The organism is Actinophytocola algeriensis (assembly GCF_014203735.1).
GTDB lineage: Bacteria > Actinomycetota > Actinomycetes > Mycobacteriales > Pseudonocardiaceae > Actinophytocola > Actinophytocola algeriensis.
Genome location: NZ_JACHJQ010000001.1, coordinates 797,726 through 823,655 on the forward strand (window position 1 = coordinate 797,726; position 25,930 = coordinate 823,655).

The 25,930-nt window shown below is 70.7% G+C and carries 30 protein-coding genes and 1 tRNA gene; 15 read left to right on the forward strand and 16 right to left on the reverse strand.

What is annotated here, in order from left to right; translation table 11 throughout:
• Positions 1-6: 6 nt before the first annotated feature.
• Positions 7-531 (reverse strand): RNA polymerase sigma factor, encoded by a 525-nt coding sequence (locus FHR82_RS03745; RefSeq protein WP_184808784.1) that lies wholly within the window; start codon positions 529-531, stop codon positions 7-9.
• 75 nt (positions 532-606) lie between these two features.
• On the opposite strand from FHR82_RS03745, the gene FHR82_RS03750 reads away from it, so the two are divergent.
• Positions 607-1,323, forward strand: coding sequence for a copper homeostasis protein CutC (locus FHR82_RS03750; RefSeq protein WP_184808785.1), 717 nt, complete (start codon positions 607-609; stop codon positions 1,321-1,323).
• On the opposite strand, the gene FHR82_RS03755 is transcribed toward FHR82_RS03750, so the two are convergent.
• Complete coding sequence (locus FHR82_RS03755; RefSeq protein ID WP_184808786.1) at positions 1,311-2,006, reverse strand: maleylpyruvate isomerase family mycothiol-dependent enzyme; 696 nt, start codon at positions 2,004-2,006, stop codon at positions 1,311-1,313. The two genes, FHR82_RS03750 and FHR82_RS03755, sit on opposite strands and share 13 nt — an antisense overlap.
• A gap of 45 nt (positions 2,007-2,051) precedes the next feature.
• Between FHR82_RS03755 and FHR82_RS03760 the strand changes: the two genes are divergently transcribed.
• Positions 2,052-2,948, forward strand: coding sequence for a MerR family transcriptional regulator (locus tag FHR82_RS03760; protein ID WP_184808787.1), 897 nt, complete (start codon positions 2,052-2,054; stop codon positions 2,946-2,948).
• 15 nt (positions 2,949-2,963) lie between these two features.
• On the opposite strand, the gene surE is transcribed toward FHR82_RS03760, so the two are convergent.
• Entirely contained in the window at positions 2,964-3,722 is a 759-nt protein-coding gene (gene surE, locus FHR82_RS03765) for a 5'/3'-nucleotidase SurE (RefSeq protein WP_184808788.1), read from the reverse strand.
• A gap of 9 nt (positions 3,723-3,731) precedes the next feature.
• Entirely contained in the window at positions 3,732-4,649 is a 918-nt protein-coding gene (locus FHR82_RS03770; protein ID WP_184808789.1) for a 1-phosphofructokinase family hexose kinase, read from the reverse strand.
• A 75-nt stretch (positions 4,650-4,724) separates the two neighbouring features.
• Here FHR82_RS03770 and FHR82_RS03775 point away from each other — a divergent pair, with 75 nt between their 5' ends.
• The gene (locus FHR82_RS03775; protein WP_311770854.1) at positions 4,725-5,588 is read left to right on the forward strand and encodes an aminoglycoside phosphotransferase family protein; all 864 of its coding nucleotides are present in this window, start codon (positions 4,725-4,727) and stop codon (positions 5,586-5,588) included.
• 24 nt (positions 5,589-5,612) lie between these two features.
• Positions 5,613-6,260, forward strand: coding sequence for an enoyl-CoA hydratase-related protein (locus tag FHR82_RS03780; protein ID WP_184808790.1), 648 nt, complete (start codon positions 5,613-5,615; stop codon positions 6,258-6,260).
• A gap of 31 nt (positions 6,261-6,291) precedes the next feature.
• Here the strand turns inward: FHR82_RS03780 and FHR82_RS03785 are convergent, their stop codons facing one another.
• The gene (locus tag FHR82_RS03785) at positions 6,292-7,896 is read right to left on the reverse strand and encodes an ABC-F family ATP-binding cassette domain-containing protein (RefSeq protein WP_184808791.1); all 1,605 of its coding nucleotides are present in this window, start codon (positions 7,894-7,896) and stop codon (positions 6,292-6,294) included.
• Positions 7,897-8,441: 545 nt separating this feature from the next.
• On the opposite strand from FHR82_RS03785, the gene FHR82_RS03790 reads away from it, so the two are divergent.
• Positions 8,442-9,545: a Fic family protein gene (locus tag FHR82_RS03790; protein ID WP_221463274.1), complete on the forward strand. Its 1,104-nt coding sequence runs from the start codon at positions 8,442-8,444 to the stop codon at positions 9,543-9,545.
• Here FHR82_RS03790 and FHR82_RS03795 read toward each other — a convergent pair.
• Entirely contained in the window at positions 9,500-10,336 is an 837-nt protein-coding gene (locus tag FHR82_RS03795; RefSeq protein ID WP_184808793.1) for a tetratricopeptide repeat protein, read from the reverse strand. The genes FHR82_RS03790 and FHR82_RS03795 overlap by 46 nt on opposite strands.
• 262 nt (positions 10,337-10,598) lie before the next feature.
• On the opposite strand from FHR82_RS03795, the gene FHR82_RS03800 reads away from it, so the two are divergent.
• Positions 10,599-11,978, forward strand: coding sequence for an FAD-binding oxidoreductase (locus tag FHR82_RS03800; protein WP_184808794.1), 1,380 nt, complete (start codon positions 10,599-10,601; stop codon positions 11,976-11,978).
• A gap of 282 nt (positions 11,979-12,260) precedes the next feature.
• Here FHR82_RS03800 and FHR82_RS03805 read toward each other — a convergent pair whose 3' ends face one another.
• Positions 12,261-12,803, reverse strand: coding sequence for a sulfotransferase-like domain-containing protein (locus tag FHR82_RS03805; RefSeq protein ID WP_184809351.1), 543 nt, complete (start codon positions 12,801-12,803; stop codon positions 12,261-12,263).
• Between FHR82_RS03805 and FHR82_RS03810 the strand changes: the two genes are divergently transcribed.
• From FHR82_RS03810 to FHR82_RS03830, 5 genes are all read left to right on the forward strand, one after another.
• Entirely contained in the window at positions 12,738-13,070 is a 333-nt protein-coding gene (locus tag FHR82_RS03810; protein ID WP_311770855.1) for a phosphotransferase-like protein, read from the forward strand. The two genes, FHR82_RS03805 and FHR82_RS03810, sit on opposite strands and share 66 nt — an antisense overlap.
• A gap of 734 nt (positions 13,071-13,804) precedes the next feature.
• Positions 13,805-14,356, forward strand: a complete 552-nt coding sequence (locus FHR82_RS03815) for an RDD family protein (protein ID WP_184808795.1) — start codon at positions 13,805-13,807, stop codon at positions 14,354-14,356.
• Between the two features lie 14 nt (positions 14,357-14,370).
• Complete coding sequence (locus tag FHR82_RS03820; RefSeq protein WP_184808796.1) at positions 14,371-14,775, forward strand: hypothetical protein; 405 nt, start codon at positions 14,371-14,373, stop codon at positions 14,773-14,775.
• A 174-nt stretch (positions 14,776-14,949) separates the two neighbouring features.
• The gene (locus FHR82_RS03825) at positions 14,950-15,276 is read left to right on the forward strand and encodes a hypothetical protein (protein WP_311770856.1); all 327 of its coding nucleotides are present in this window, start codon (positions 14,950-14,952) and stop codon (positions 15,274-15,276) included.
• Between the two features lie 23 nt (positions 15,277-15,299).
• Positions 15,300-15,680 carry a hypothetical protein gene (locus FHR82_RS03830; RefSeq protein WP_221463275.1) on the forward strand — a complete coding sequence of 127 codons (381 nt, stop codon included), beginning with the start codon at positions 15,300-15,302 and terminating at the stop codon, positions 15,678-15,680.
• Positions 15,681-15,834: 154 nt separating this feature from the next.
• Here FHR82_RS03830 and FHR82_RS47915 read toward each other — a convergent pair whose 3' ends face one another.
• Positions 15,835-16,323: a saccharopine dehydrogenase NADP-binding domain-containing protein gene (locus tag FHR82_RS47915; RefSeq protein WP_225943957.1), complete on the reverse strand. Its 489-nt coding sequence runs from the start codon at positions 16,321-16,323 to the stop codon at positions 15,835-15,837.
• A gap of 174 nt (positions 16,324-16,497) precedes the next feature.
• Between FHR82_RS47915 and FHR82_RS03840 the strand changes: the two genes are divergently transcribed.
• A complete protein-coding gene (locus tag FHR82_RS03840; protein WP_184808798.1) occupies positions 16,498-16,860 on the forward strand; it encodes a nucleoside triphosphate pyrophosphohydrolase family protein in 363 nt (120 codons plus the stop codon).
• On the opposite strand, the gene FHR82_RS03845 is transcribed toward FHR82_RS03840, so the two are convergent.
• Together FHR82_RS03845 and FHR82_RS03850 are read right to left on the reverse strand one after the other, a co-directional pair.
• Positions 16,857-17,462, reverse strand: coding sequence for a GyrI-like domain-containing protein (locus tag FHR82_RS03845; RefSeq protein ID WP_184808799.1), 606 nt, complete (start codon positions 17,460-17,462; stop codon positions 16,857-16,859). The two genes, FHR82_RS03840 and FHR82_RS03845, sit on opposite strands and share 4 nt — an antisense overlap.
• Positions 17,463-17,492: 30 nt before the next feature.
• A complete protein-coding gene (locus FHR82_RS03850) occupies positions 17,493-18,242 on the reverse strand; it encodes an SDR family NAD(P)-dependent oxidoreductase (protein WP_184808800.1) in 750 nt (249 codons plus the stop codon).
• On the opposite strand from FHR82_RS03850, the gene FHR82_RS03855 reads away from it, so the two are divergent.
• Positions 18,241-19,344: a helix-turn-helix transcriptional regulator gene (locus tag FHR82_RS03855; RefSeq protein WP_184808801.1), complete on the forward strand. Its 1,104-nt coding sequence runs from the start codon at positions 18,241-18,243 to the stop codon at positions 19,342-19,344. The genes FHR82_RS03850 and FHR82_RS03855 overlap by 2 nt on opposite strands.
• A gap of 210 nt (positions 19,345-19,554) precedes the next feature.
• Here FHR82_RS03855 and FHR82_RS03860 read toward each other — a convergent pair whose 3' ends face one another.
• Positions 19,555-19,770: a hypothetical protein gene (locus FHR82_RS03860; RefSeq protein WP_184809352.1), complete on the reverse strand. Its 216-nt coding sequence runs from the start codon at positions 19,768-19,770 to the stop codon at positions 19,555-19,557.
• Here FHR82_RS03860 and FHR82_RS03865 point away from each other — a divergent pair.
• Positions 19,706-20,008 carry an SDR family NAD(P)-dependent oxidoreductase gene (locus FHR82_RS03865; protein WP_184808802.1) on the forward strand — a complete coding sequence of 101 codons (303 nt, stop codon included), beginning with the start codon at positions 19,706-19,708 and terminating at the stop codon, positions 20,006-20,008. The genes FHR82_RS03860 and FHR82_RS03865 overlap by 65 nt on opposite strands.
• 476 nt (positions 20,009-20,484) lie before the next feature.
• Here FHR82_RS03865 and FHR82_RS03870 read toward each other — a convergent pair whose 3' ends face one another.
• The 5 genes from FHR82_RS03870 to FHR82_RS03890 form a co-directional block, all read right to left on the reverse strand.
• A complete protein-coding gene (locus tag FHR82_RS03870) occupies positions 20,485-21,510 on the reverse strand; it encodes a hypothetical protein (RefSeq protein ID WP_184808803.1) in 1,026 nt (341 codons plus the stop codon).
• Complete coding sequence (locus FHR82_RS03875) at positions 21,510-22,010, reverse strand: SigE family RNA polymerase sigma factor (RefSeq protein ID WP_184808804.1); 501 nt, start codon at positions 22,008-22,010, stop codon at positions 21,510-21,512. The genes FHR82_RS03870 and FHR82_RS03875 overlap by 1 nt, the downstream gene beginning before the upstream one ends.
• 251 nt (positions 22,011-22,261) lie before the next feature.
• The gene (locus FHR82_RS03880; RefSeq protein WP_184808805.1) at positions 22,262-23,284 is read right to left on the reverse strand and encodes a site-specific integrase; all 1,023 of its coding nucleotides are present in this window, start codon (positions 23,282-23,284) and stop codon (positions 22,262-22,264) included.
• A gap of 93 nt (positions 23,285-23,377) precedes the next feature.
• Positions 23,378-23,450: transfer RNA gene (locus tag FHR82_RS03885), tRNA-Arg, on the reverse strand.
• A gap of 96 nt (positions 23,451-23,546) precedes the next feature.
• The gene (locus FHR82_RS03890; protein WP_184808806.1) at positions 23,547-24,626 is read right to left on the reverse strand and encodes a LacI family DNA-binding transcriptional regulator; all 1,080 of its coding nucleotides are present in this window, start codon (positions 24,624-24,626) and stop codon (positions 23,547-23,549) included.
• A 95-nt stretch (positions 24,627-24,721) separates the two neighbouring features.
• Here FHR82_RS03890 and FHR82_RS03895 point away from each other — a divergent pair, with 95 nt between their 5' ends.
• A complete protein-coding gene (locus tag FHR82_RS03895) occupies positions 24,722-25,930 on the forward strand; it encodes an MFS transporter (protein ID WP_311770857.1) in 1,209 nt (402 codons plus the stop codon).

Sequence of the window (25,930 nt, forward strand, 5' to 3'; positions counted from 1 at the left end):
CTCTGCTCACAGTGCCTCCCGCATCGCGAGGCGTGCTCTGCGCGCCCTCGTCTTGACCGTGCCCTCCGGGACCCCCAGCAACGCGGCCGTCTCGCGGACGGTCAGCCCGTCCACCACCATCGCCTGCAGCACCTGCCGCAGTTCCGGTGCGAGCCGGTCGAGCGCGACCCCCACCCGGTCACCGACCACATCGGACAGTGCCTCGTCCTCCGCGGCCGGGGCGACCGGCTCGGCGGCGAGTGGCACCGCGGCTTCCCTGGCCCGCCTGCGGAACGCGTCCACGAGCCGCCGGGCCGCGATCGTCCACAGCCACCCGACCGCCGTCCCGTCCACCGCCGCACCCGCGAAGCTGCCCGCCGCCCGCCACACGGCGAGATAGGTCTCCTGCAGCACCTCGGCGACGATCTGGTCGTCCGAGCACCGCCGCCGCAGCCGCACCGCGAGCCACGGCGACGTGCGCCGGTACAGCTGCTCGAACGCCGCCCGGTCGCCGTTCGCCACTCGCCGGACGAGTTCCTCCTCGTCACACATATCCGGCTAGACGACCACCTTTCCGCCCAGGTTCTCGAATCGAGGTGACCTGCGTCACGCTGGATACTCATCCTCATGCGGGTGGAGATCAGCGTCGAGTCGGTGGCGGGTGCGCGGGTCGCGGCGGCGGCCGGGGCGGCGCGGGTGGAGCTGTGCGCGGGCCTGTCCGACGGCGGCCTCACCCCGAGCGCCGCGCTGATCGAGGCGGCGTCCGCGCTGGCCGAGGTGCATGTGCTGGTGCGGCCGAGGCCAGGCGACTTCCACTACACCCGCGACGAGCTGGACCTGATCGTCCGCGACATCGCCGTCGCCCGCGAGCACGGCGCGACCGGCGTCGTCGTCGGCGCGCTGACCGGCGACGGTCGTGTCGACGACCGCTGTGCTGATTTCGTGGCCGCCGCGGCGGGCATGCAGACCACGTTCCACCGCGCGATCGACGTCAGCGCCGACTCCCGGCAGGCACTGGACCGCCTGGCGGCACTGGGTTTCACGCGCGTGCTCACGTCCGGTCGCCGCCGCTCCGCGCTCGACGGCGCACCGTTGATCAAGGACCTCGCCGCACGGGACGACCGCATCGAGGTCATGGCGTGCGGCGGGGTCCGGGCCGCGAACGCCGCACAGGTCATCGCCGCGACCGGGGTGCGCGACCTGCACGCGGCGCCCCGCCGCCCGGTGGGCGGGGCGCCCGGCGGGGACGTCTCGTACGCGGGTGCCGGCGTGCCTCCCGGTCTCGACCACTTCGAGACCGACCCGGACGAGGTCGCCGCGCTCTGCGCCGTTCAGACCGAGTAGGTCAGCAGCTCCTCGGCCAGCGCCCGGTCGCCGGTCACGGTGACGCGGTCCAGCGGCAGCCGCCGCATGAGCACCAGCAGCAGGTCCTGTGTGGTCCCGGACAGCGTGGTGTCGGTGTCGGCCGTGCCAGGCCGCCACGTGTGCCCGTCCGCCGCGCGGGTGATCAGCCAGCCGTCCCCGGTGGGCGGTCGCAGAGCGATCGTGCCTTCGCGCGTACCGGGGAACGTCGCGAGACCCGGCGCGGCCAGCAGGTCGAGCCCTTCGCTGATGACGTCCGCTGCCCGCGCCGGCGGCACCGTGAACGGCACACCCACGGTCAACGCCGCGTCCGCCGTGTGCACGACCAGGTCCGCGAGCGCCCGCCGCACCCACCAGCGCGCGGGCCGCGGTCCTGCCAGCGTCCACACCGGAGTGCCGGGTCCGGCCTCGGCCACGGCCGAGCGCAGCTCGTCGGCGCCCGCCAGCAGCCAGCCCCGCCAGTCGGCGGGCGGCTCGGCGTCCCTGGGGTCGGGCGGGACCGCCGCCGCCCCCGACCGCACCACCCCCGCCATCCAGCGCGGTGCCTGCCCCATGTGCCCGACGAGGTCCCGCAGCGTCCAGCCCGGGCACGTCGGCACCGGCGCGTCCGGGGCCGCGCCCGTCACGATCGTGGCGAAGTCGGCGGTCTGCTCCTGTAGCTCCATGCGCCGTAACGTAGGAACTCCAGTCGGGTGGAGGTGCGAGCGAGTGTGACCGGGAACACGCTGGGCATCGGCGATCTGTCACACCTGACCGGCGTGCCCGTGCGCACCATCCGCTTCTACTGCGACGAGGGCATCCTCGAGACCAGCCGCAGCGCGGGCGGCCACCGCCGGTTCGACCCCGACGCCGTCGAACGGCTCACGCTCGTGCGCCGGATGCGGGCACTCGGCCTCGGACTGCCCGCGATCACCGGCGTGCTCACCGGCCGCCGCACACTCGACGAGGCCGTCGCCACCGAACGGGCCGCGCTGGACGTCGAGCTGGCGGCGCTCGCGTGGCGGCGCGCCTCGCTGCTGGCCGTCGAGCAGGCCCGCCCCGAGGACCGGGCCGCGCGGCTCGAGCTGCTCGCCGCCGCCCACGACGGGCACGCCGCCCACGACGCGCTGGTCGCGTTCTGGCACAACGTGTTCGTCCACCCGCTCACCACCGAGCTGCGCCACGCGTTCATCGTCATGAACGTGCCCGCACCGCCCGAGGACCCGACGCCGGAACAGGTCGTCGCGTACGCGGAGCTGGTGACCGTCGCGCACGAGATGGCGGCGCCGTACCTGGCCCGCGCACGCGCCAACGCCCACCTCGACGAGCCCGCTCTCCTCACGGGTGTCGGCGCGGCGTGCGAGCTCGTGATCCCACTGGTCGAGGCGGGCAGGCCACCGGCGCCCGGCCCGGAGCTGGACCGGTTCGTCGACGCCCACGCGGACGTGCGGGGCCGCCGCGACACCGTCGAGTTCCGGCGTGAGCTGCTCGCCTACGCGGCACCCGACCGCGACCCGAGGATGCGCCGCTACTGGACGCTCGTCGGTGCGGTCACCGGCCAACCGGCGACCGTCGGCACGTGGCACGGCTGGCTGCTGGACGCCCTCGCCTCCTCGGTCCGGGCATGACCGGCACAGTCGGGTCTACGGCAACTCGTCACCCATGAGCGTCTCGTCCTCGTGCACGGAACGCAGCGGGGTGACGGTCACGTACCCCTCCTCGAGCAGCGCGGCGTCCGTGCCCGGCTCCAGCTCACCGTCCACCTCGACGCTGCCGACCTCGATCGCGCCCTCGTCGAGCTGGGTCACCTTGTGCTGCACCCGCCCGTACGAGGCGAGCCGGGCCCACCGCGCGGGCTTCAGCTCGCGCACGTCCGGCACGTTCACGTTCAGCACCGCACCGGGGTTCAGCTCCGCCGCCACCGGCAGCAGCGTCCGCGCGACCCGCGCCGCGCGGTCCCAGCTCGGTTCGAAGTCCGCGTCGAGCGGCAGGTCCAGCGACACCGCGAGCGCGCGGGCCCCGTTCACGCCCCCGGTCAGCGCGGCCCCGACGGTGCCGGAGTGCAGCACCGCGCTCCCCACGTTGCCGCCCCGGTTGATCCCGGACAGCACGATGTCCGGCTTGCCGCCGAACCCGTCGTGGCACGCGGCGAGCACGATCAGCGCCGGGTGCGCGGCCACGGCGTACACCTCGACGTCCGGCAGGTCCGGGAGCGTCCTGCGCTCGACCGTGACCTGCCGGTTGTTCTTCGCCGCCGTGAGCCCCGCGCTGGTGCCGCTGGACTCCGTGGCGGGCGCGGCCACCACGGTGTCCCAGCCGAGGTCACGCGCGCAACGCGCGAGTGCCACCAGGCCGGGGGAGTCGATGCCGTCGTCGTTCGTCACCAGTACGCGCGGGCCCATGCATGTCGACTACCCCGCCGACGTGATTTCTACCCGTTCCGCGAGCGCCCGCACGGCGTCACCGCTGCCGCTGCCCAGCCCGTGCCGCGTCACGTTGAGCGCGCCGGCCGCCGCACCGAGCCGCAGCGCGTCCTCGATGTCCTTGCCCTGCGCGAAAGCGGCCGCGATCCCCGCGGTCATCGAGTCGCCGCCGCCCCTGGTGTCCACCGGCTCCAGCGACGGCCCGCTCACCAGCAGCCCGGCGTCCCCGTACACGGCGAGCGTCGGCTCCGCGGCCCTCGACACGACCACGAGCTCCACGCCGTCGTCGACGATCGACCGTGCCGCCTTGGTCAGCGCGCCGACGCTGTCGTCGTCGGCGCGGCCGTCCTCGAGCAGTTCCTCGTGGCTGACCTTCACCACCGCAGGTGTCCCGGCGAGCGCGGCGGACAGGCGCTGCCCGGCCAGGTCGACGATCACCCGGCACCCGTTGCGCACGAGGTCGGTGGTCAGCCGCTCGTACACGGCGACGGGCACGACCTCCTCGGCCGACTCGTCGACCGAGCCGCTCAGCACCGCGACACCGGAGGCCATGCCCGCGATGACGGTCAGCTCGTACAGGTCGTCCAGCTCGTGGCGGGTCAGCGGATCCGGCCGCTGCTCGACCACCGAATTCCGGTCCCCGTCGCGGCGGTCGTGCACGTAGGCGCCGTTGCGCGCGGTGACGTCCCGCGCCCGCACGTCGACGTCGTGCCCGGCCAACAGGTGCCGCAGCACGTGGCCGGTCTCGCCGCCGAGCGCGCAGCACAACGTCACCGGCGTACCGAGCGCGGTGATCATCCGCGCCTGCCAGAACCCTTGGCCGCCGGCGTGCAGGTGCACGTCCGGTTGCCCGTCGAGATCTTCCACCGTCACCGTCAGCTGAGGAGACGGTGCGAACACACTCACCCGTTCAGTCACAAACGGGACATACCCGCCCTGGCGGGGAAGTAGTCGGTTGACACCGCACGGACGATCGTCGGCATGCGGATGCACCCGGACGAGGCCCACATCGACACCGGCCTGGTGCGGCGGCTGGTGGCGGGCCAGTTCCCCGAGTGGGCGGCCCTGCCGGTCGAGCCGGTGCCGTCGTCGGGCACGGACAACGCGATGTACCGCCTGGGCGACGACCTGTCGGTGCGCCTGCCCCGGATCCCCGGCGCGGCGGACGACGTCGAGCGGGAGCAGCGGTGGCTGCCGCGGCTGGCACCACACCTTCCGGTGACGGTGCCGTCGCTGGTCACGCGGGGTGTCCCGGCCGAGGGTTATCCGCACCCCTGGGCGGTGTACCGCTGGCTGCCCGGCGCCAACCCGGTCACGGCCGACGACGAACTTGCCGAGGAGCTGGCCGCGTTCGTGCACGCGTTGCGGAAGGTGCCCGCCGCGGACGCCCCGGCGGCGAGCCGCGGCGTACCGCTGGCCGCGCGGGACGCGGAGACCCGGGCGGCCCTCGCACGGTCGGCGGACCTGGTCGACACCGCCGCGCTCACCCGGATCTGGGACGAGGCGCTGCGCCTCCCGGCCCGGGACGGTCCGCCGACGTGGTTGCACGGCGACCTGACCCCGGGCAACGTGCTGGTCCGGGACGGCAGGCTGAGCGCGGTGATCGACTGGAGCTGCGCGGGTGTCGGCGACCCGACGGTGGACCTCGAGGTGGCGTGGAACCTGCTCCCCGCCCCGGCGCGCGAGGTCTACCGCGCGGCGCTGGCCGCGGACGAGGTGACGTGGCTGCGCGGCCGGGCGTGGGCGCTGTCGATCGCGATCATCCAGCTGCCGTACTACCTGGAGACGAACCCGGCGCTGGCGGCCAACTCGCGGCACGTCCTCGCGGCGGTCCTGGCCGACTAAGTTACTCGCCAGTATTGTGACGGCATGCCAACGCTCAAGCGGGATGACGACGTCTACGTGCTCGACCTGGGAGACGGCGAGAACCGCTTCCACCCGGACTGGCTGGCCGCGGTGAACACCGCGCTGGACGAGGTGGAGAGCGCCCCGGCCCCGCTGGTGACGACGGCGAGCAGCAAGATCTACTCGAACGGCCTCGACCTCGACTGGCTGGGGCAGCACGGCGACCAGCTGATGGGGTACGTCGCGGACGTGCAGGCGCTGCTGGCCCGCGTGCTCGAGTTCCCGACGCCCACCGTGGCCGCGATCCCCGGCCACGCGTTCGCCGCGGGCGCCATGCTCGCGCTGGCGCACGACTTCCGCGTGATGCGCGCCGACCGGGGTTTCTTCTGCCTGCCGGAGGTGGACATCAACATCCCGTTCACCCCGGGCATGGCGGCGCTGATCCAGTCGAAGCTGGTCCCGGCGACCGCGCACGAGGCCATGACGACCGGTCGCCGGTACGGCGGCGCGGAGGCGGCGGCCGAGGGCCTGGTGGACGAGGCGGTCCCGGAGCCGGAGGTGCTGGCGAACGCCATGAAGCGGGCCCGCTCGCTGGTGGGCAAGAACCCCGAGACGCTGAAGGCGATCAAGGCGCAGATGTACACCGGCCCGCTGGCGGCCCTGCGCGACTGAGCGGACGACCCAGGTGAGCCCGCCTGACCGGTCAGGCGGGTCCGGTCTCGGTGAGCACTCCGTCCGCGAGCCGCAACCACCGCGTCACGCCGATGTCCGCGAGGAAGCGGTCGTCGTGGCTGACCACCACGAACGCACCCTGGTAGGCCCGCAGGGCGCTGGTCAGCTGCTCGACGCTGACCAGGTCGAGGTTGTTCGTGGGCTCGTCGAGGAGCAGCAACCGCGGCGCTGGTTCGGCCCGCAGGACGCACAACAAGGTGGCCCGCAGCCGTTCCCCGCCGGACAGGGCCCCGACCGGCAGCTGCGCCCGTTCCTCCCGGAACAGGAACCGGGCGAGCAGGTACATGGTCTCCGTCGCCGACAACGAGGGCGCGAACCGCCGCAGGTTCTCCATCGTGCTGAGGGAGAGGTCGAGCAGGTCCAGCCGCTGTGACAGGTAGGCGATGCGCCCGTCGGCCCGGTGCATCAGCCCGCCGTCCGGTTCGAGGTCCCCGCTCATCACCCGCAGCAGGGTCGACTTCCCGGCACCGTTGCCGCCGGTGAGCGCCACCCGCTCCGGCCCGCGCAGCGCGAGCGTCAGGCCTTCGCCCGCGAACATTTCCCGCACCCGGATCCGTTCACCGTGGAACACGGTCCGGCCCGCGGGCACCGCGGTGTCCGGCAGGGACAGGGACAGGGTGTCGTCCTCCCGCAGGGCGAGGTCCGCCTCGTCGCGCCGGGCCCGCGCCTCCTCCACTCGTTGCGAGTGCACGTCATCGGCCCGGCCCGCGGACTCCTGCGCCTTCCTCTTCAACCCACCACGGATGATCCGCGGGATGTCGGTGTTCGTGCGCGCACCGGTGGCGGCTCGTTTCGTGGCACGTTCCCGCGCCTCCTGCAGCTCCCGCTTCTCGCGCTTGAGGTCTGCCTCGGCGCTGCGGAGGTTCTTCTCCGCCACCTCACGAGCGGCCTGCTTCGCGGCGTCGTAGGCCGAGAAGTTGCCACCGAAGAACACGAGCCCGCCACGTTCCAGCTCCGCGATCCGGTCCATCCGGTCGAGCAGCGCCCGGTCGTGGCTCACCAGCAGCAGGCAGCCCTTCCAGTCGCCGAGCACGTCGTACAACCGCCGCCGCGCGCTGCGGTCGAGGTTGTTGGTCGGCTCGTCGAGCAACAGGACGTCCGGCTGCTTCAGCAGTTGGGCGGCCAGCCCGAGCGACACGACCTGCCCGCCGGACAGCGTGCCGAGCGTCCGGTCCAGCGTGACGTCCCCGAGCCCGAGCCGGTCCAGCTGCGCCAGCGCGCGTTCCTCGACGTCCCAGTCGTTCCCGACGACGGTGAAGTTCTCCTCGCTGGCGTCGCCGCCCTCGATGGCCGCCAGCGCGCGCATCACCGGTGCGATCTCCAGCACCTCGGCCACCGTCGGCTCACCCGTGAGCGGCAGTGCCTGCGGCAGGTACCCGAGCAACCCGTCGACGGTGACGGCACCCCGGCTGGGTGCGTACTCCCCGGCGACCAGCTTCAGCAGCGTGCTCTTCCCGGCGCCGTTGGGCGCGACGAGTCCGGTGCGCCCTGCGCTGACGGAGAAGGACAGGTCGGAGAAGACGGTGGTCCCGTCCGGCCACGAAAAGGACAGGTTCGAACAAACGATCTTGGACATGACGACGCTCTCATGCGGCGGGCGTGCGAAAGCCGCCCGGAGGAAGACAGGGCAGAAGGAGGGTGCGGCCACAGGCGGTGTCACCACGTCGGGGCACCGCTGGCCGGCTCCGGATCTACCCGGAGATGTCGTCCTCAGCCACCATCAACAGAACGCTCCTCACGATCAACCACCTCGAAGATAGCAGCGTGCGCTGGGGGCGCCGCCGCCCACCTTGACATCGGCTCGAACATTTGTTCGACTACATGAGGGAGTCTGGTGGCGGGGTCCGGAGGGAGGGACCGCGGTTTCGTGATGGCGTCCCCCGGCGGCGCCGAAGGTGGATCACCCGGGCTTCGCCCCCGGACCGGTGCGGATTCCTGGATGGTGATCTTGCGTGTGGACTTTGAAAGGTTTGCCGATTTTCGGTCCGGTCGGCCAGTCTTTCCGCCATGCCTGACGCAATGTCCGCCGAGACGGGCCGTTGGTTCCTCGCTGAAGGCATCGGTGACATTCCGCCTCGGGTTCGCATGGAAGGCGCGTTCCTGCCGCGTCCATTGCCGTCCATGGTGCGGTTGCTGCCGCAGACCTACCGCATTCTCGCCGAGGCGGAACAGGCGATCGGAAGGCTCGACGAGGCGGCGGCGCGGTTGCCCAACCGGGCCGGGCTCGTACGGCTGGCCCAGCTGCGCGACGTGCACGGGTCGGGAGAACTCGGCGGCGTATTCGGGGCATTGCGGGAACTGCTCCTCGCGGATTTGCCGGGCAACGCGGGAACTCCGGAGGTCGACCTCGGCCTGCGGCGATATCTGCGCGCCAACGACGAGGCGGTGGCGTGGGTCCGCGCGGGTGGCCTGATCAACCTCACGTTGTTCAGCAGGCTCGGCTCGATCCTCGACGGCGCGGCGGACTCGCTGGGGCACATCGACGACGACGAGGTGATGGAGATCGCGTGGCGCACCGGGCCAGGTTGGCTTGGTGGCCCCGATCCACGCGACGCGTACCTCGTCGCCGTCCCGCCCGGCGCGGAGCTGCAGACCAGCGGCATGCAGTGGTCGGCGTGGGTGGACTCCGGCTGCGAGGCGCCGCTGCTGGCCAGGGTCGCGCTGGGGCACTACCAGCTGTCCGTGCTGTCGCCGGTCGCGCACGCCGGTCACCTGTCCCGGCTGTACATCACGCTCGCGCTCATTCGGGAGGGCGCGCTGGCCGACCCGCTGCTGCCGGTGTCGGAATGGCTGAGCAGGCACCGGGACGACTACCGCGACCGCATTCTCGACATGGTGCACAAGGGAGATCTCGATGGATTCCTCGTCTTCTTCGCCACGGGCATCGCGGACCTGTGCCGTAACCAGCTGCGATTCATCGACCGGGTCGAACGAATCAGTGCGGAACACCTCAGCAGGATCGGCAGGCGCATGGACGGAATCGTCCGCGTCACCCGCGACCTCGCGGCCACCCCGATCACCACGAACAGCCAGATAGCGCAGCGCTGTGGAATCAGCGTGCAACAGGCCGCGAGCCTGACGAAACAACTCCAGCGGATCGGCGTCGTGCGCAGCATGAACGGGCGCAACCACCCGCAGGTTTTCACCGTCCCGGACGTGATGGACCTTTTCGAACTGAACTACCCGACCCCACCCGACGGCGACGACGAGGTGTTCGACAGGTAGGGGAAGTCGAGGTCACCGGCCAGCAGCGCACGGACCCGGTTCGCCTCCTCCTCGTCGACGTCGACGAGCAGCGCGAGGGCCTGGCTCCACCGGTTCCGCGCGGCGTTGTGGTTGCCCTGTTCCCACCGCGTGCGCCCGGACCACACGAGCACGCGCGCGTGCTCGGCGGGCGCCGCACCGGTCCGGCCCATGATCTCGTCGGCCTGGTCGAAGTACGCCATGGCCGACCGCACCCGGCCCGCGGCGTGCATCGTGGTGCCGACCTCGGCGAGCGCGGCCGCGGTCCCGGGCTGGTCGCCCGCGTCGCGGCGCACGTCCACCAGCCCGAGGTACGCGTCGAGCGCCTTCCCGAGCCGCCGCCAGTCGCGGTACAGCGACCCGAGCGCGGCGAGGACCCGGTCCTGACCGGGCAGCCCGTCGCGGCGCAGGACCGCGAGCGCACGCACCCACCGCTCTTCGGCCACCGCCCGGTCGCCACCCTCGGCGAACGTGGCGGCGGCGCGGTGCAGCAGGTCGGCCAGCACACCCGGCTCCCGGTCCGCGATGGCGAGCGCCTCGCCCGCCTCGGCCAGCTCGGTCCACCACCGCGGGTCCCGCAGCAGCCGGGCCGAGGGCCAGACGGCGGCCGCGAGCCGGGTGCCCAGCCCGCGTGCCGTGTCGCGGTCACAAGCGAGCACGGCGGCCACCACCTCGGCCCGGTGCGCGGCGAGCCACGCGCCGACCGCCGCGGCTCCGTGCTCGTCGAGGTCCACCGCCTGGACCAGGTCGAGGACGCGTGTGTGCTCCGACATGTCACCCACCTGCGTCACGGTACGGCCTGACACCGTCAATGATGGCGCACCGGCCGGGCGAGTCCTCGCGCACGGCGGCTCGGCAGCCGCCTCCTGCGACGATTTCCGGGATTTGTCTCCTGACTTTGTCTTCGTTTCCCGATATCGAAACGATCCACAAAGGCCGGACCGCGCACTGTTCCGCACGCTGGGATATGACCCCCGCAGGGGCCCGCCCGCAGACTTGATTCGACCACTGCCGCCGGACACGAGGGTGAGTTTCATGAGCGAGAGGTTCCAGGCGGGGTCGGTGCCGGTCGCGTGGTTGCGGGAGAACGTCGCAGGCCGCGTCCTCGAGCCGGCCGACGCAGGTTTCGACGAGGCGTGCGCGGTCTTCATGGGCGGGATGGACCAGCGCCCGGCCGTGATCGTGCAGCCCGCCGACGCCCACGACGTGGCAAAGGGCGTCGTGGCGGCCCGTGAGACCGGGGTCCCCCTGGCGGTCAAGAGCGGTGGGCACAGCCCGTTCGCCCTCCCCGACGGCGGGATCCTCATCCACGTGACGTCACTGCGCGACCTGGAGATCGACACGGAGACGCGCACGGTGTGGGCCGGGTCGGGCCTGACCACGGGCGAGGTCACCGCGGCGGTCCACGAGCACGGTCTGGTCCTCGGCTTCGGTGACACGGACACGGTCGGGATCGGCGGCATCACCCTCGGCGGCGGCATCGGTTACCTGGCCCGCAAGTACGGGCTCACCATCGACCACCTGCTGGCGGCCGAGATCGTCACCGCGGACGGCGAGATCCGCGTCGTCGACGAGGAGAGCGACCCGGAGCTGTTCTGGGCGATCCGCGGCGCGGGCGCCAACTTCGGCGTGGTGACCCGCTTCCGGTTCCGCCTGCAGGAACTCAGCACGGTGTACGCCGGTCTGCTGGTGCTGCCCGCCACGCCGGAGACCATCACCGAGTACTGCGAGCTGTCCCTGGCCGCGCCGGACGAGCTGACCAGCATCGGCAACATCTTCCTGGGGATCCCCGCGCCGTTCATCCCGGAGGACAAGGTCGGCACCCCGGTGCTCATGGTGATGATGGTCTACGCGGGCGAGGGCGAGGTCGCCGAGCGGGCACTGGCGCCGTTCCGCGGAATCACGACCCCGCTCGCCGACATGATCGCGCAGGTCCCGTACCCGGCCATCTTCCCGAACAAGGGGATCAACGGCGACCACATCGCGGCGGACAGCAACTTCTACCTGGACGAGATCGCCATCGCCGACGCGAAGCTGCTGCTCGAACAGATCGAGCAGTCGACCGCCGACATGGCCGCGGTGCAGATCCGGCCGCTCGGCGGCGCGACCGCCAGGGTGCCGCAGGACGCCACCGCCTACGCCCACCGCGACCGCAATTTCATGGTCCACCTCGCGGCGTTCTACTCCGACCTGAGCACCGCCGACGAGCACCACCGCTGGGCCACCGACCTCACCGTCACGCTGCAGAAGGGCGTGCCGGGCGTGTACGTGAACTTCCTGAGGGGCGACAGCGCGGCCCGCATCCGCGAGGCCTACCCGCCCGCCACGTGGGAGCGGCTGCGTGCGGCCAAGCGGACCTACGACCCCGGCAACCTGTTCCGGCTGAACAGCAACATCCCGCCCTCGGACGGGTAACCCCCGCGGATCGGAAACCGTGTCGCCTGGTCCGGCGGCACGGTTTTCGTGCGTGCCGTCCAGCTGTCGGTGCCCGGGGTTGGCGTTGCCCGGTTCTCCGGACCGTCGTCTGTGGAGTGAAGCCGTCCCCGAAGAGTGCGTTTCGAGAGGACGATCACCTAATGCGGCACATCGCGGCTGAGTTCGCGCAGCTCAGCGGCTGGTGGCCGCGCGGCTCCAGAAAGTTCGGCACGCTTCTCGGCGGTCCGGCTTCCGACTCAGGACACCAGCGCGGCACGAGCGTCAGACGGCGATGCGGTGTTGGGCGAGCCGGTCGTAGAAGGGCTGGTGGTGGGCGGCGACGCGGCGCAGGTGGTCGTTGGTGTCCGGGGACTCGTGGTGCGCCGCCGCCGGCTTGGAGGCCAGGCCGCTGCTCTCGGCCACCTCCGCGTGCCAGCGGGCCGTGCGCTGCCAGGTCGACTGGTGGCCGGGGGACCAGTTCAGCGCCTCGGGCATGAACTCGAGCCCGACGCGTTCGCAGTACGCCCGGACCGTGGATTCCGGTCTGGCGACGAGGTCGTCGCCGTCGATGACCAGCGGGGTCTCGCCGGTGGCGGTGCGTACGGTCTCGAAGATGCCGTTCAGGCGCTCGAACCCGTACTCGTCGAGGGTGGCGTCCGGGTTCTTGGCGTAGTGGGAGGCGATCGCGCCGCGGGGTTCCCGGATCATGAACGTGTTGGTGACGTGGGTGAACAGGCGCTCGTCGTCGGTCAGCGGAGCGTGTTCGTAGTCGGAGGTGTCCTTGGCGAACACCCGGCGCCCGCCTGCGTTGACCTCGAGCAGCACGTCGATGAGTTGCTGCTGACCCCGGATCTGCTGCCGACATGGATGGATGCGTTGTCTGGTCTGGAAGTGCTGCTGGTGCGCGTTACGTGCCCGCTCGTGGTCGCAGAACAGCGGGAACGCGCCCGGCGCAACCCGAGCGGGCTCGCACGAGGCCACTACCGCATGGTTCATGACCACGGCACCACCTACGACATGACCGTCGACAGCACCACGGGAACGCCCGCCGAACTGGCCAGAGCTGTACTGCGCAGGCAACTCGTCCGATAGGACCTGCCGACGGATGATGTCGTTAGACTGACCGTGGCGCCTCCGTGAGCACGCGACTGCCGAATCCCACGCACTCTCACGCCGCCGAGCGGTCGCCTGAAGATCCGGCGGAGCGCCAGGTGCAGACCAGTATTTCGTTTCACCCCAGCGCACGTTCACGCTGAAGCACCTGCTCTTGTTGTCGGGCTGTCGCAATTCCGACCACATAGCCCGCACGCGGGAGCGGGTGGAGCGGACTGTGGGAGCAAATGAGAGCCAAAGGAGTACGGATGCGGGACATACAAAGAAGGGTTAGCCGTGAGACCTGATGCATCGAAACCCGTGACTGTATATCTGCAGGAACTCACGCAGCGTGGCGGCCTCGCGCCACGATCGGCGCGGGGCAGGTCCTTCAGGTGTGCTCGCTCCGCCTCGTCGAGTTGCAGGGCGTGGGCAAGGCCGTCGATCACGCTGTCGGAGACGCCGGTTGCGTTGTCCCGTCGAGGGTCTCCCTCATCTCACCGCGTCGGCTGAATCACACCCCATCAACACCTCGACTTCCACAGTGGACGTCCGATTGCGACTCCAATGTCGCTGCGAGCACAGATCGAACACAGGGTCACCGTGCTCGCACGGATGGTGCACAGTGGAGTACGGGCGAACTACGGGCAGCGCGGCGCGAGGAGCACCCCCTACGATGTCCACGGCGCAGGGTCGCGCCCTGACCGGTCACGCCCTGATCAATGGGAGGACACATGACCGTCCGGCGGCCGAGCGAGCAGATGCCCGCTCTGGAACGCGCCAGGGCTCAGGCGGCGCAGGTCTTCGGGCCACAGACCGCCAAGCGGCTCGCCATGTTCCGCAACGGTGTCCTCTACGTCAATCCCGGTGGATGGGCGCGGTTCCTGGCCTGGCTGGTCGACGTCGTCGTGTCGGTGCTCGTTATGGCGGTCGGTGTCTTCGTCGCGGTCGGCGTGGGCCTCGCGGCCGGCCTCGACAACAGGACGGCAGGCGGGATCGGGATCGCGACGCTGTTCCTGGCGCCGTTGCTGTACGGCGGGTTGTGCTTCCGCAACGGCCGCGCGCTCGGCGGGGTACTCACCGGCACCCAGGTCGTACGCATCAAGGACGGTGGCAGGATCGGCGGCTGGGCATCATGGGCGATGCTGGTTCGAGTCCTGTTTCCACTGCTGGCCATCGGCATGATCATCGGCGCGCTGGGCGGCGGTGGAACAGGCCCGGGTTCGGACAGGGTCAGTGTGGACCCCCATGCGATCCGCCAACTCCATGCCGTCGGCATCACATGACCCGGAGGCGACGTGTGGGCCTGTTGGCCTTGGTGATCGGCCTGGCGACGGTGGTTGTCGGCACCCTCGCGGCATGTGGTGGCGGTGCCGCGCGTGCGTGCGAGGAGGCGCTGACCGCCGCCGCGACCTCCGTGGACGGTGTGGTCGCGGCCGAGTTCACCTGCGAGCGGTCGTTCGGCAACCCGAGCCAGGAGGGGTCGGTCACGATCGCGGGCACCACCGAGACGGCGGTGGCCGCGGTGATGGAGGACGTGCTCCAGGCGTTCGCCGCCTCGTCAGAGCTGGGTGACGCGACCGTGGTGTACACCCGGTTCGCCAACGAGGACGGCACCATCTCGGTCCACGAGGGCCTGGCCGGGTTCAACGGGACGCCGTCGATCCGTGACCTCCGCGAGCACTACGGCATCACGCCCGGCTGAGGAACGACCGAGTGCCGGGATGTGCGTGGACGTCGACTGCAGGCTGTGATGGGCAGGAGATGGGCGCGCCTCAGGGGTCGGCTCGTGCGGAGGATGGCCGAGGCAGGGCCCGTCGGGGGCATACTCGCCGCGCTGCTCAGCTTGGGGAGAGCGCGGAACTGGGACTGTGAGGACGTGTTCCGGGAGACGGCGCTCGCCGTCGACGGTGTGGTGTCGGCCGAGTTCGACTGCAGCGACATGTTCGGTGGCGGCTGGCAGCGGGGCAAGGTGATCCTCCGGGCGTCGTCGCGTGAGGAGGCGGTGCGGGTGATGGACGCGCTGTTGCGGGCGTTCGCCGCCGAGCCGCGCCTCGAACCCCGGTGGTCGACGCCGCAGGAATACCGGAACGAGGACGGGTCGATCGTCGTCGGAGCGGGGGCGGCCGGGTTCCCGGCGGTGCCGAGGATCCGTGAGGTACGCGCGCGCTACGGCATCGCGCCAGGGGAAGGATTGACCGAGTGACGCGGCGTGCGCGATGGTGGTTGTTGCCGGTGGTCGTAGCGGCGGTGCTGCCGGTCTCGGCGTGTTCGTCCAGTGCCGCCAGGTGCGAGGAAGCGTTCACCGCGGTGACGACGTCGGTGTCCGGTGTGGCCTCCGCGGAGTTCGACTGCAGCGACCAGTTCGGCGGCGGCTGGCAGCGTGGTCACGTGGTGGTCGAGGCAAGCACCGAGGACGAGGCCATCGCCGTGGTGGACGCGATTCTGCGGGCCTACGCCGCATCGCCCGACCTCGAGGACCGCTGGGCAACACCGCAGAAGTACTTGAACGAGGACGGGTCGATCATCGTCAGCGCGGGCGACGTCGGGTTCCCCGCCGTGCCGAACGTCGACGAGGTGCGCGAGCACTACGGCATCACACCCGGCTGACACCGCAGACAAGTTCTGGGTCACTGTCGGCTCCGCGTGAACGCGATGGCGTGGACGTGTGCGGCGACCAGAGTGCGGTGCGTCTCGGTGGAGCCGAACCCGGTGACACGCCGACCCGCGCCCATGCTGAGTGACGGGCGGGTGGAAGCACCGGTCACGCGCAGCGATCGTGACCTTCTCCGCATCGCGGACCCGGCGGGCGGAGTGCAGGGCGAGGCAGTCGCTCGGCACCACGTCCCACCCGGTTCCGGACATCACCATGACCCCGGCACGGGTTGCTTCGTCGTCTTTGGACTCCGCCAGCGCAAAAGGTGGCGAACTCGGCGGTGGTGTCGAGGTAGTGAACTCCGCCCTCGATGCACGCGTCCATCAGCGGGTGCGCCGTGTTCCGGAACGGGTCGGCGACGTTGAGCAGGCAGTCGACATCCTTCAATGCCTCGCGCACCGCGTCGGCATCGTCGACATCGAACACGCGCGCCCCGACGCCCAGTGCATTGGCCAGTTCGCCGTGCGACCGTGGTCTCGTCCGGCCACCGTCGTGTCGAGGCCGATCTGCACGGCCCGTTCCGCGACGAGCCGGCCGGTGTACCCGGTCGCGCCGTAGATGAGGAGTCGTCCGTTCACTGCCGCGGGTTCTTTCCATTTCCAGGTGCCGTTCGAACGCTGGGAACCGACCAGGACGACTTCGGTCCGGAAAAGCAACGTCGGACAGTGTGATCCGACGGCCACCGGATCAGGTGGCGTCGGGCCGTTACCAGGACCGGAACCGTCCGGATTCACGGCTACCGTGGGACACGATCTTCGAGAGGAGCTTGCGATGACTGGTCAAGAAGGGCATGACGACGCCGGTCTCACCGACGCGGAGGCACGGGCGCGGCAGGTGCGCGGTCTCTACGAACAACTCGAGCGGCACCTGCTGGGCAGGACGTGGACGCTGCCGGAACTTGCGGTGGGCTTCACCAACGACGCGGCCCATGTCGGCCGCCTGGTGCTCGCGGCCGAGCGCACGTGGGACATCGACGGCGATGTGAATGCCGAGCTGCGCCACAAGCTCGCCGAGTGCCTCTGGTGGGTCTTCGTGCTCGCCGACCGTCTCGGCGTCGACCTGCCAGAGGCTTACGCATCCACAATGGACCGCATCCGCGGTGGACTCGAGCAGTCCGTCCGGCGCATGACCTAGGGGGCAACGGGGTCACGCAGGATCGTGCGCAGGTGCTCCTGTGGGGTGGTGGCGGTGAACGGGTCCAGGTGGATCTCGTGGTGCGCGCCGACGCGGCGCAGGCCGCGAGCCGATGCGAAGGCGCCGAGCCGCGCGAGTGTGCCGAACTCCTCCGCGAAAGGCCCGTGGTGCATGACCTGCACGACCAGTCGTTCGGGCAGGGTGAAGAGCGTCAGGTCGTCGTCGGCCGGGGAGACGGTACGGCGTGCGGACGCGAGGTCCTCGGCGGTGGTGTCGTCGCTGACCTGTGCCAGCACGCGGTACTCGAGCATGTCGATGGGATTGACGCTGTAGAAGTCGGCGATCTCGACGGAGGCGGCGTCCGCGGGGTACCGGTAGAGGATTTCGACGACGTCCGCGGTGTCATCCGGCCGCAGGGCGGGCGGGAGAGCGGCGGCGGTCGCCGCGACGAGCACCTTCTTGCGGTAGAAGCTGTCGGTACCTGGACGTCCGCGTCCGGTGGTGGAGATGAACGTGGTGCGTGGGGCCCAGACGAGCTCCGGCGTGTCGGCGGCGTGCGGGTGCGCGGTCGCCGAAGCGGCTGTGCTGTCAGTGGTGTTCATGGGTTCTCCTGAGTTGTAGGTCTGATCCGGTCAGTGTCTGCGGCTCTCGCCGCCGTCGACGACGAGTTCGGCTCCGGTGACGAAGCCGTTGGTGGCCAGGAAGAGCGCGGCTTCGGCGGCTTCGACGGCCTGTCCGAGCCGCCCGAGAGGTACCCCCTCGGCGAGCCGGGCCCGCAGCAGGATGCGAGCGGCCTCGTCGTCACCGGCGTCGGCGAGGATCCCGGGTGTTTCGATGTAACCGGGGGCAAGGGTGTTGACGCGAATACCGCGCGGGGCCAGTTCGTTGGCCCAGACCCGGCCCAGGGCGTGCACAGCCGCTTTCGACGCCCCGTACACGCCGAAGGACGGCGTGCCGGTGAACGCGGCGGTGGACCCGTTCAGGATGATCGAGGAGCCCTCGTGGAGCAGGGGCAGAGCCTTCTGCACGGTGAGGACGACGCCGCGCACGTTGGTCCGGAAGATCTGGTCGAGGTGCTGCTCGGTCACGTCCTCCAGCGGAGCGAAAGACCCGCCACCCGCGTTGGCGAACAGGACGTCGATTTGGTCTCCGGAGGCGGTGATCGTGTCCATGAGCCGAGCGATGTCGGCCGGTTCGGCGATGTCGGCGCGCACGGGCGTCGCCCGCTCTCCGATCTGCTCCGCCGCCGCGGCCAACTCCGGCGCGCGCCGGCCCGTCAGGTAGACGTGCGCCCCTTCCTCGGCGAACCGCCGGGCGGTGGCGAGCCCGATGCCTGAGCTGCCGCCGGTGACCAGCGCGGTCGTGCCGTCGAGTTGACCCATGTGCTGTGTACCTCCGTGCCGAACGTCGAGGTGCCGTGTTGCGCCTCGTCTGCGACGGTACGAGGAGTTGCGGACAGGTTCGGCCCGGAATTCGCGCTATCCTCGTGGTGTGCTCAGCGCCTCACATCGCCTCTTGCGGTTGCTCACGGTGCTGTCGACACGTCCGGAATGGACCGCGGCCGAGCTCGCCGAGCGTCTCGGAATCCATGAGCGGACAGTGCGCAGGGACATCGCGAAGCTGCGGGAGCTGGGCTACGGCATCGACGCGGCGACCGGGCCGCACGGCGGGTACCGGCTGGGCCAGGGCACGCAGATGCCGCCCTTGAGCCTCGACGACGACGAGGCCTTGGCAACGGCGATCGCGCTGCGTCAGCTGGCCTGGCGCGGTCCTGACGGTGAAGGCCACGCCGCACTCGGCGCGTTGGTGAAGCTTCAGCGGTCCTTGCCGCGGCGGGTGGCTGATTCCCTGCGCAGTTTCGATGCCGTGGTCGCCGAGGCCGGCGATGCACCGGAGGCCACGGCATGGGGGCAGGTGGATCCCGTGGTCCTGGCAGGGCTCGCGGGCGCCTGCCGGGCGCGTGAACGCGTCCGTCTGTCCTATCGCGACAGGCGGGGCAGCGGCAGCGAACGTGAGCTGGAGCCACGCCAGGTGGTCCGCACGGCTCACCGCTGGTACCTCGTCGCCTGGGACCTCACCCGCGGCGACTGGCGCGTGTTCCGTGCCGACCGGATCCGCGACGTCACCGTCACCGGCCGGGCAGATCCACGGCGACCGGAGGTCGACGCGGCCGCGATGGTCGAGGCGGCGATCACCAGCACCCCCTACGAGGTCCATGCCGATGTGGAGATCCCCCGTTCCCTGACCGCGGTAAGCGCGCTCATCCCGGCCACGGTGGCCCGGCACCGCGCCAACGGCCCCGACCGCACCATCACCCGGCTCGGCGGGCCCAGCACACAGTGGATCGCCGACTACCTCCTCCAGCTCGGCGTGCCATTCCGGGTCGTCGCACCCGACGAGGTGCGGCGGCTCGTCGTCGACCGCCTCCAGCAACTGCTCGCCCTGCAGCAGAACGGACCCGACCCCACAGTGGACGGGTTCTAGCGGTTGTCTGCCAGGATCAGATCGGCCACGGCGGCCAGGTCCGGGCCGACGATGTCCTGGTGGTCGCCGACTGGGCTCGGCACCGTTCCGGGTGCTGTGGTCGGACGCAGTTCGCGAGGCGGTCCACCGACGGCCGGTGGCGCTGGCCGAGCACAACCCGTTCGCCACCCCTGAGGCACCCGGCCGCGCCGCTCCGGACCGCCCGGGACGTCAACCCCGGAGGCCCGCCTCGTACTCGGCGACCGCGTCACGCAGGACATCGGCGACCGTTGTCGTCTTCAGCGACGCGCAGAGAGCCTGGGACACCTCGGCGTAGACCCTGCCCAGCACCGGCTGAATGCCGTAGCCGACGCTGGTCGCGATGCGCTGCGAGGTGGCGATCTCCTTGTCGGTGCCGCGCCGGTCGAACGCGATCCACGTCAGCACGTGGACGAGGAGACGTGCGACGGGACAGCTCGACGCGAAGGTGGCACTCGTTACCGGAGGAACCGAGGGCATCGGCCTGGCGACCGCCCGGCGCTTGGCATCCGAGAGGGCGACGGTGTACGTAACCGGTCGCCGTCAGGACAAGGTGGCCGCCGCGGTCGTGGAAATCGCGGACGACGTCACCGGGTTCACCGGCGACGGCCGACCTCGGCAGCCTCGACCGCCTCTTTCGCCTTGACCGGGGAGCGCGAGAACCGGCTCGACGGACGCACCTGCGCCATCCGCGACCTGCTCATCCAGGCCCCACCCCCGGTCGTCGCCAGCATGCTCGGCTACCGCCCGGCCTGCGTTGGGGTCCTCGCGGCCGAGGCTGGCGCGACTTGGAAGCGTTACGCAGCAAGCGATCACACACCTCGAAGCTAGAGACGACGGCTTTACGCCCGGGGGATCCCATGATCGGTGTTCCCGCCACGACCGGCGGCTCATGGGTGCGGTGGGGTGCTCGAACCCAGCGTGGCCGCCGAATGACGAGCGATCACATTGGCTAGTCCTGTCTCAGTAGACCCCGCCGGCTGACGTGCCCGGTGCAGGTGACCTATCTGCCACGGTTCGGCTGCCCGAAAAGCGCTCTTCCCAGGCGTGCCTACGAAGAGCCGACAAATGGCGCGGGTCCTCCTCGCGAGGGGAAGACCCGCGCAGTGCGGATTGGTGTGCTCAGCGGGGTAGGACGAGACGGTTGGCGATGTCGTACAGGTCGGTCAGCGGCACGCTGCCGGCGATGAGGATCGGGGCGTCATTGACCGCGTCGAGTACCCACAGGCTGTGGTGGCCGTTCTCGTTGACGTAACGCGTCGGGTGGCCTTGCGTGGGCTGGCCAGGGTCGCCCCTCGGCGCGTTGGCGGTGCTGAGCCTGATCGGCGGCATGGTGGTACAGGTGCCCAGCTCGTAGCCCGTGCTGAGCGCCGACCCGAGGGGGGAGGGATCGAAGGGCTTCCCGACATCGAAGGCGCAGATCCGCATTCCGCCTGGGAGGTCGCGCAACCCGAACGACGGGGTGACTGTCGTGTTGCCCGGGTAGCGGAGGTTCTGCGCGACCCGGCGGCCGACGTCGACCAGCTGCTGCGCGGGCGCCGTGTAGGGGAACTCGGTCAACACGTGCACATACATCGCCCCGCCGTCGGGGTGTGGGACGTACAGCTCGTAGCCGCCCGGGCCGCCGGCGTCCGAGCTTTCGACACCGCGCTGCCCGTTGATGGTGACGGGGTTGCCCGGGCGGGACCTGACCGCCACCTCGTCGACCGACGCCATCGGGAAATGCTGGACGTTGACGTTGAGGTTTTGACCGTTGGCCGTGACGGTGAGCATGTACTCACCGCCGTACAGTGGCGTGTCCGGGTCGTCCTGGGTGGCTACGACGTTGACTCGTTGCACGCGATAGTCGACCGAACCCGGCGGTAGCCAGCCGAGGGAGAAGGGCATCCGCAGGTCCGCGATGGCCGGCTCGGCCTGAACCTCGTCGGCAGGGGCGGCGACGTTGTCAGCGGGGGCGGAGCGGTTCAGCGCCACGACGGTGACCGCGGCGAGGGTCAACGCGGCCACCCCGGCGGCGACCGCGAGCGGCCTGCTCACCGTGCGCCTGCGGTCGATGCGCTGCTGAGCGGCGGCGAGCACCGTGTCGTCGTCGGGCACGTCGTGTTCGTGCGCGGTGAAGGTGTCCTTGATCAGCTTCTCGATGTCCATCAGCTCTCCTTGGCCTCCGCCAGCTGCTCGATGGTCAAGCCGCTTCGCAATGTCGTCAGCGCCTTGTGGGCGTGGGCGCGCACGGTGGATTGGGCGCAGCCGAGCAGGTCGGCGATCTCGGCGTCGACGAGTTGCTCGTAATACCGCAGCACCACCACAGCTCGCTGGCGCTTGGGCAGCCGCGCCAGGCGCTGCCACATGTCCTCGCGTAACGCGTGGTCCGAGGCGAAGTCGTCCGGTCGCGCCTCGTCCGGAAGCTCATCTGCGGCGATCAGGCGCGCCGACCTGCTGCGTCGCCAGGACAGGTAGCCGTTGGTGACCATCCGCAGGACGTAGCGGTCCGGGTGGTCCGTGTCGCTGATCCGGGACCAGCGGCGGTAGACCTTGACCAGCACGTCCTGCACCAGATCAGCGGCCTGCTCCCGCTCCCCGGTGAGCATCCTCGCGTACCGCAGCAACCGCGGCAGCTGCGCCCGGACGAAGTTCTCGTAGTTAGCCATCACTACCAAAGACTCTGCCCGAAGACGATCTGTTTACTCCGCGCCGCAGCCACCGATGTCGACCTCCGGCGTACAACGGCCGTCGACGCGGGCGAGCCGGCGGCGCGGGCAGTGGCCCGGCTCAGAGCCAGCAGCGCAACGCGACCTCCGCGTGGGCAAGCCGAGTGAATCGGCCGTCGCCTGCCGCGACCGCATCCCGTAGGCCCGCGGCGATTACCGCTCTGGGCTGATCTTCGCCCAGTCGGAGCGGGTCAATGATCTGGGACGCTCGGGCAGGCGGGGAGCCAGGACCTTCGCCGCTCGCTGGTCTCCGGGTCGAGCGTGGCGCCCGCCGCCGCGGCCAGTGCCGCGCACCGGGCCAGGTGCTCACGCAGCACCTCCACTGTTTCCGGATCGAGCACGACACGGGTGTGTCGTTTGCCCTTGGGGTCGCCGGTGTAGATGTCCCTGCCGTCCTGCTTGATCACGAGCCCGAACTCCGCCACCCCCGACTCGAGATCCACAGCTGATATCCGCAACCCGCACAGGTCGCCGCGACGTTTGCCGGTGGTGAACGCCAGCCACACGCAGGCCCCCCACGCGGGGTCGTTGCGCCACGCCTTGTTGATGAGCTGTGCGGCCTCGTGGGTCTTGGGCGGTTGGGGATTCGGTTTGGGAGCCTCCGGCGGTGGCACCTGATCGAGGGGGTTGGCTCCCAGCCACTCCCAGACGACGGCCCGGCCGAACGCGCCGTTCAAGATCGTGTGTATCTCCCTGACCGAGGACGTGGACAGGCCCTCGCACTGGTGTCGCACGCAGCGGTGGTCGCGCTCATGCTGACGTGGAGTCCGGTGGTCGACCTGTGGTTGCCGTCCGCAGTGCTTGCGGCACCGCCGCAGCTCCGCGAAGAACGTTTCGAGCACGTGCGGGTGTGCCTTCTTGAGCGAGGTCTCGCCCAGCAGAGGGCGGATGTGGTTCTTCTGTTTGTTGCGCCAGCCGCGCAGCGTCCCCCGGTCGATGTCGATGACGTCGAGGAACGCGTTGATCAGCTCGTCGACCGTCGCGTTCGTCCGCGGCGCCTTCTGATCATCGACCGTCTTGAGCCAGCGGATCAGTGCCCGCTCAGCAGCCTTGTCCAGGCCCGGTGTGTTGGCCGCGACCGTCTCGCCGACATAGATCGGCTTCTTGGTGACCGGGTCCAGGCCGTTGTAGACCCGGATCCGCTTTGCTCCGCTACGGAGCGTCTCGATGTTCCCTCGTCTGCGCTGGTCGGAGCGCCTACCCCTAGACGTCATGACTTCCCCCATGACTCGAATCTATGCCACGGGTGATGCCACGGAGATCATTCAGCTGTCCCCGCCAGCGCTGTTCGCGCTGGTCAGGGTCTGCGCCCCCGGCAGGACTCGAACCTGCGACCCAGAGCTTAGAAGGCTCCTGCTCTGTCCGCTGAGCTACGAGGGCATGAGGCAGCCGACCGCGCGAGGCGGATGGCTGTCCCTGGGTCTGATCGTTCGGAGAGGCTCTGGCGTTTCTCGTTCTGGCCAAGTCGGCCTGAGGTCACACCACCGCGGCGGTCGAGCCGCGGACCTGGAGGTCGACTCCGATGGTCACCGGTCTGCCCGGTCTGGCGCCGTCCAGCATGCGTAACGCCAGCTCACCGGCCTGCCGGCCCTTGGCGACGAGGTCCTGCCGGACGGTGGTCAGCGGCGGATCGGCCCAACTGGCGGCCGGGGTGTCATCGAAGCCCACGACGGAGACCTCTCCCGGCACCGACAGCCCGAGCTCGTTCGCGGCGCGGATCGCGCCCAGCGCCAGCTCGTCGGACATGCAGAGCACCGCGGTTGGTCTCGGTTCGAGCCCGAACAGCCACCTGGCGCCCTCCCTGCCCATCTCGCGCGCGTTGCCCGGTGCCTCCCAGAACGGCACCGCGTCCGCAAGAATACCCTGTTCACCGAGGGCTTCCCGGTAACCGGCGAGGCGGTCGAGGGTCACCTCGAAGTGCGCCTGCTCGATCCTTTGTGGACTGACCGGCCCGCCGACGCCGTCCGCGCTCAGGCCGAGGCCGACGATGCCCACGTGCCGGTGCCCCAGTCCGGCGACGTGCTTCGCGGCCAGGTACGCGCCACCCCGGTCGTCCACCCGCACCCGCGCCGACTTCGGCACGAACGGCTGGTCGACCACCACGAGCGGCAGGTCCCTGGCCCGCACCGCCTCCAGCGCCGGAGCGTTGTCCGGCAGCGAGTACGCCACCACGACGTCGGTCTGGGCCCGCATCACCGACTGCGCGCGCGGTCCGTCGCCGCTCACACCGGGCAGGAGCAGCAGTGATCGCTCTCCGGTGTCCATTGTGGATGACAGGGCGTCGAGCATGATCGACAGGGCGGGGTCGGAGAACGCCGAGGACAGCCCGTCGCACAGCATGAACGCCACCGAGCCGGCCTGTTTCGTCGCGAGGCTCCGCGCGACCGGGTCCGGTCCGGCGTAGCCCAGCTGCTTCGCGGTCGCGATGATCCGCTCGCGCAGCGCGCCGGAGAGCTGGTCCGGCCGGTTGTACGCGTTCGACACCGTCGCCCGGGAGACGCCGACACGCTGGGCGATGGTGTCCAGCGTCGGTCGCCTTTCCCGGTCCTGGGTCACGCCGCAAGCCTACGACCAGGTGCGACAGCAAACGCGTAGCCACGACTGAAGCGCTTCAGTACGATGGGCGCGAGGGGTACAGGGAGGAGAAACAGGTGCGCTCGGGGCGGCTCTCAGTGTTCATGGTGTTCGCGCTCAACGGCGTGGTCATCGGCTCGTGGGCACCACGCATGCCGGCACTGGCCGAACAGATCGGCGCCACTGCCGGTGTGCTCGGCCTGGCGCTGCTCGGCGCGAGCATCGGCATGATCGCCGCCGCGTCGCTCACCGGCCGCCTGTGCGCGCGGTTCGGCGCACGGGTGATGGTCCTCGTCTCCGCGCTCGCGACCGCTGTCGTCCTGCCGGTCCTCGCCTCGGTCGGCTCGCCGCTGCAGCTCGGGCTGGTCCTCGTGCTGCTCGGCGCCTCGGTCGGCATGCTCGACGTGGCCATGAACGTGGCCGCGGTCACCGTGATCCGCCGCACGGAACGCCCGCTGATGCCGGTCTTCCACGCCGGGTTCAGCTTCGGCGCGCTGGCGGGGTCCATGGGTGCCGCGTTCGCCGCGGGCCACGGGCTCGGCCTGGTCCCGCACTTCTCGCTGGTCGCGGGCGCCACGGTGCTGCTCGTGGCGGGCACGATCACGTTCGTGCCGCGCGAGGAGGCCGCCGCCGACACCGGCGAGCACACCGGCCCCGACCGCCGCATGCTGCGCAGGCCGGTCCTGTGGCTGCTCGGCCTCATCGCGCTGTTCTCCGCGATCGTCGAGGGCGCCAGCGGCGACTGGTCCGCGCTGTTCGGGGTCCGCGAGCGCGGCATGTCCGAGGCGGCAGGCGCGGTCACGTTCTCGGTCTTCTGCGTCGCCATGGGCATCGTGCGCCTGCTCGGCGAGCAGATCGAGCGCCGCTTCGGTGCCGTGAAGGTCCTGGTCACCGGCTCGCTGATGGCCGGCTTCGGACTGATCATGATCGCGGCCGTCCCCTCCGCGTGGCTCGCCTACGTCGGGTTCGCGATGGCGGGCGGCGGGCTCGCGTTCGCGTTCCCGGTCGCGCTCGACCTCGCGGGCGCGGTCGGCAGGCGCGGCGACGGGACCGGCGGCGAACGCGAGATCGGCTTCGTCACGACCATCGCCTACTCGGGCTTCCTGATCGGCCCGCCCATGATCGGCGGCGTCGCGCAGGTGACGAACCTCGAGTTCGCCATCGGCTTCGCCGGGGTGATCGCGCTGCTCATCGCACCGGCGGCGATCGCGTCGGCCCGCGCCCGCAGGCGCGAGAGTGAGGCGGCCGGCCGCGAAAAGGAGACGATCGCACCGGCGACGCTCTAG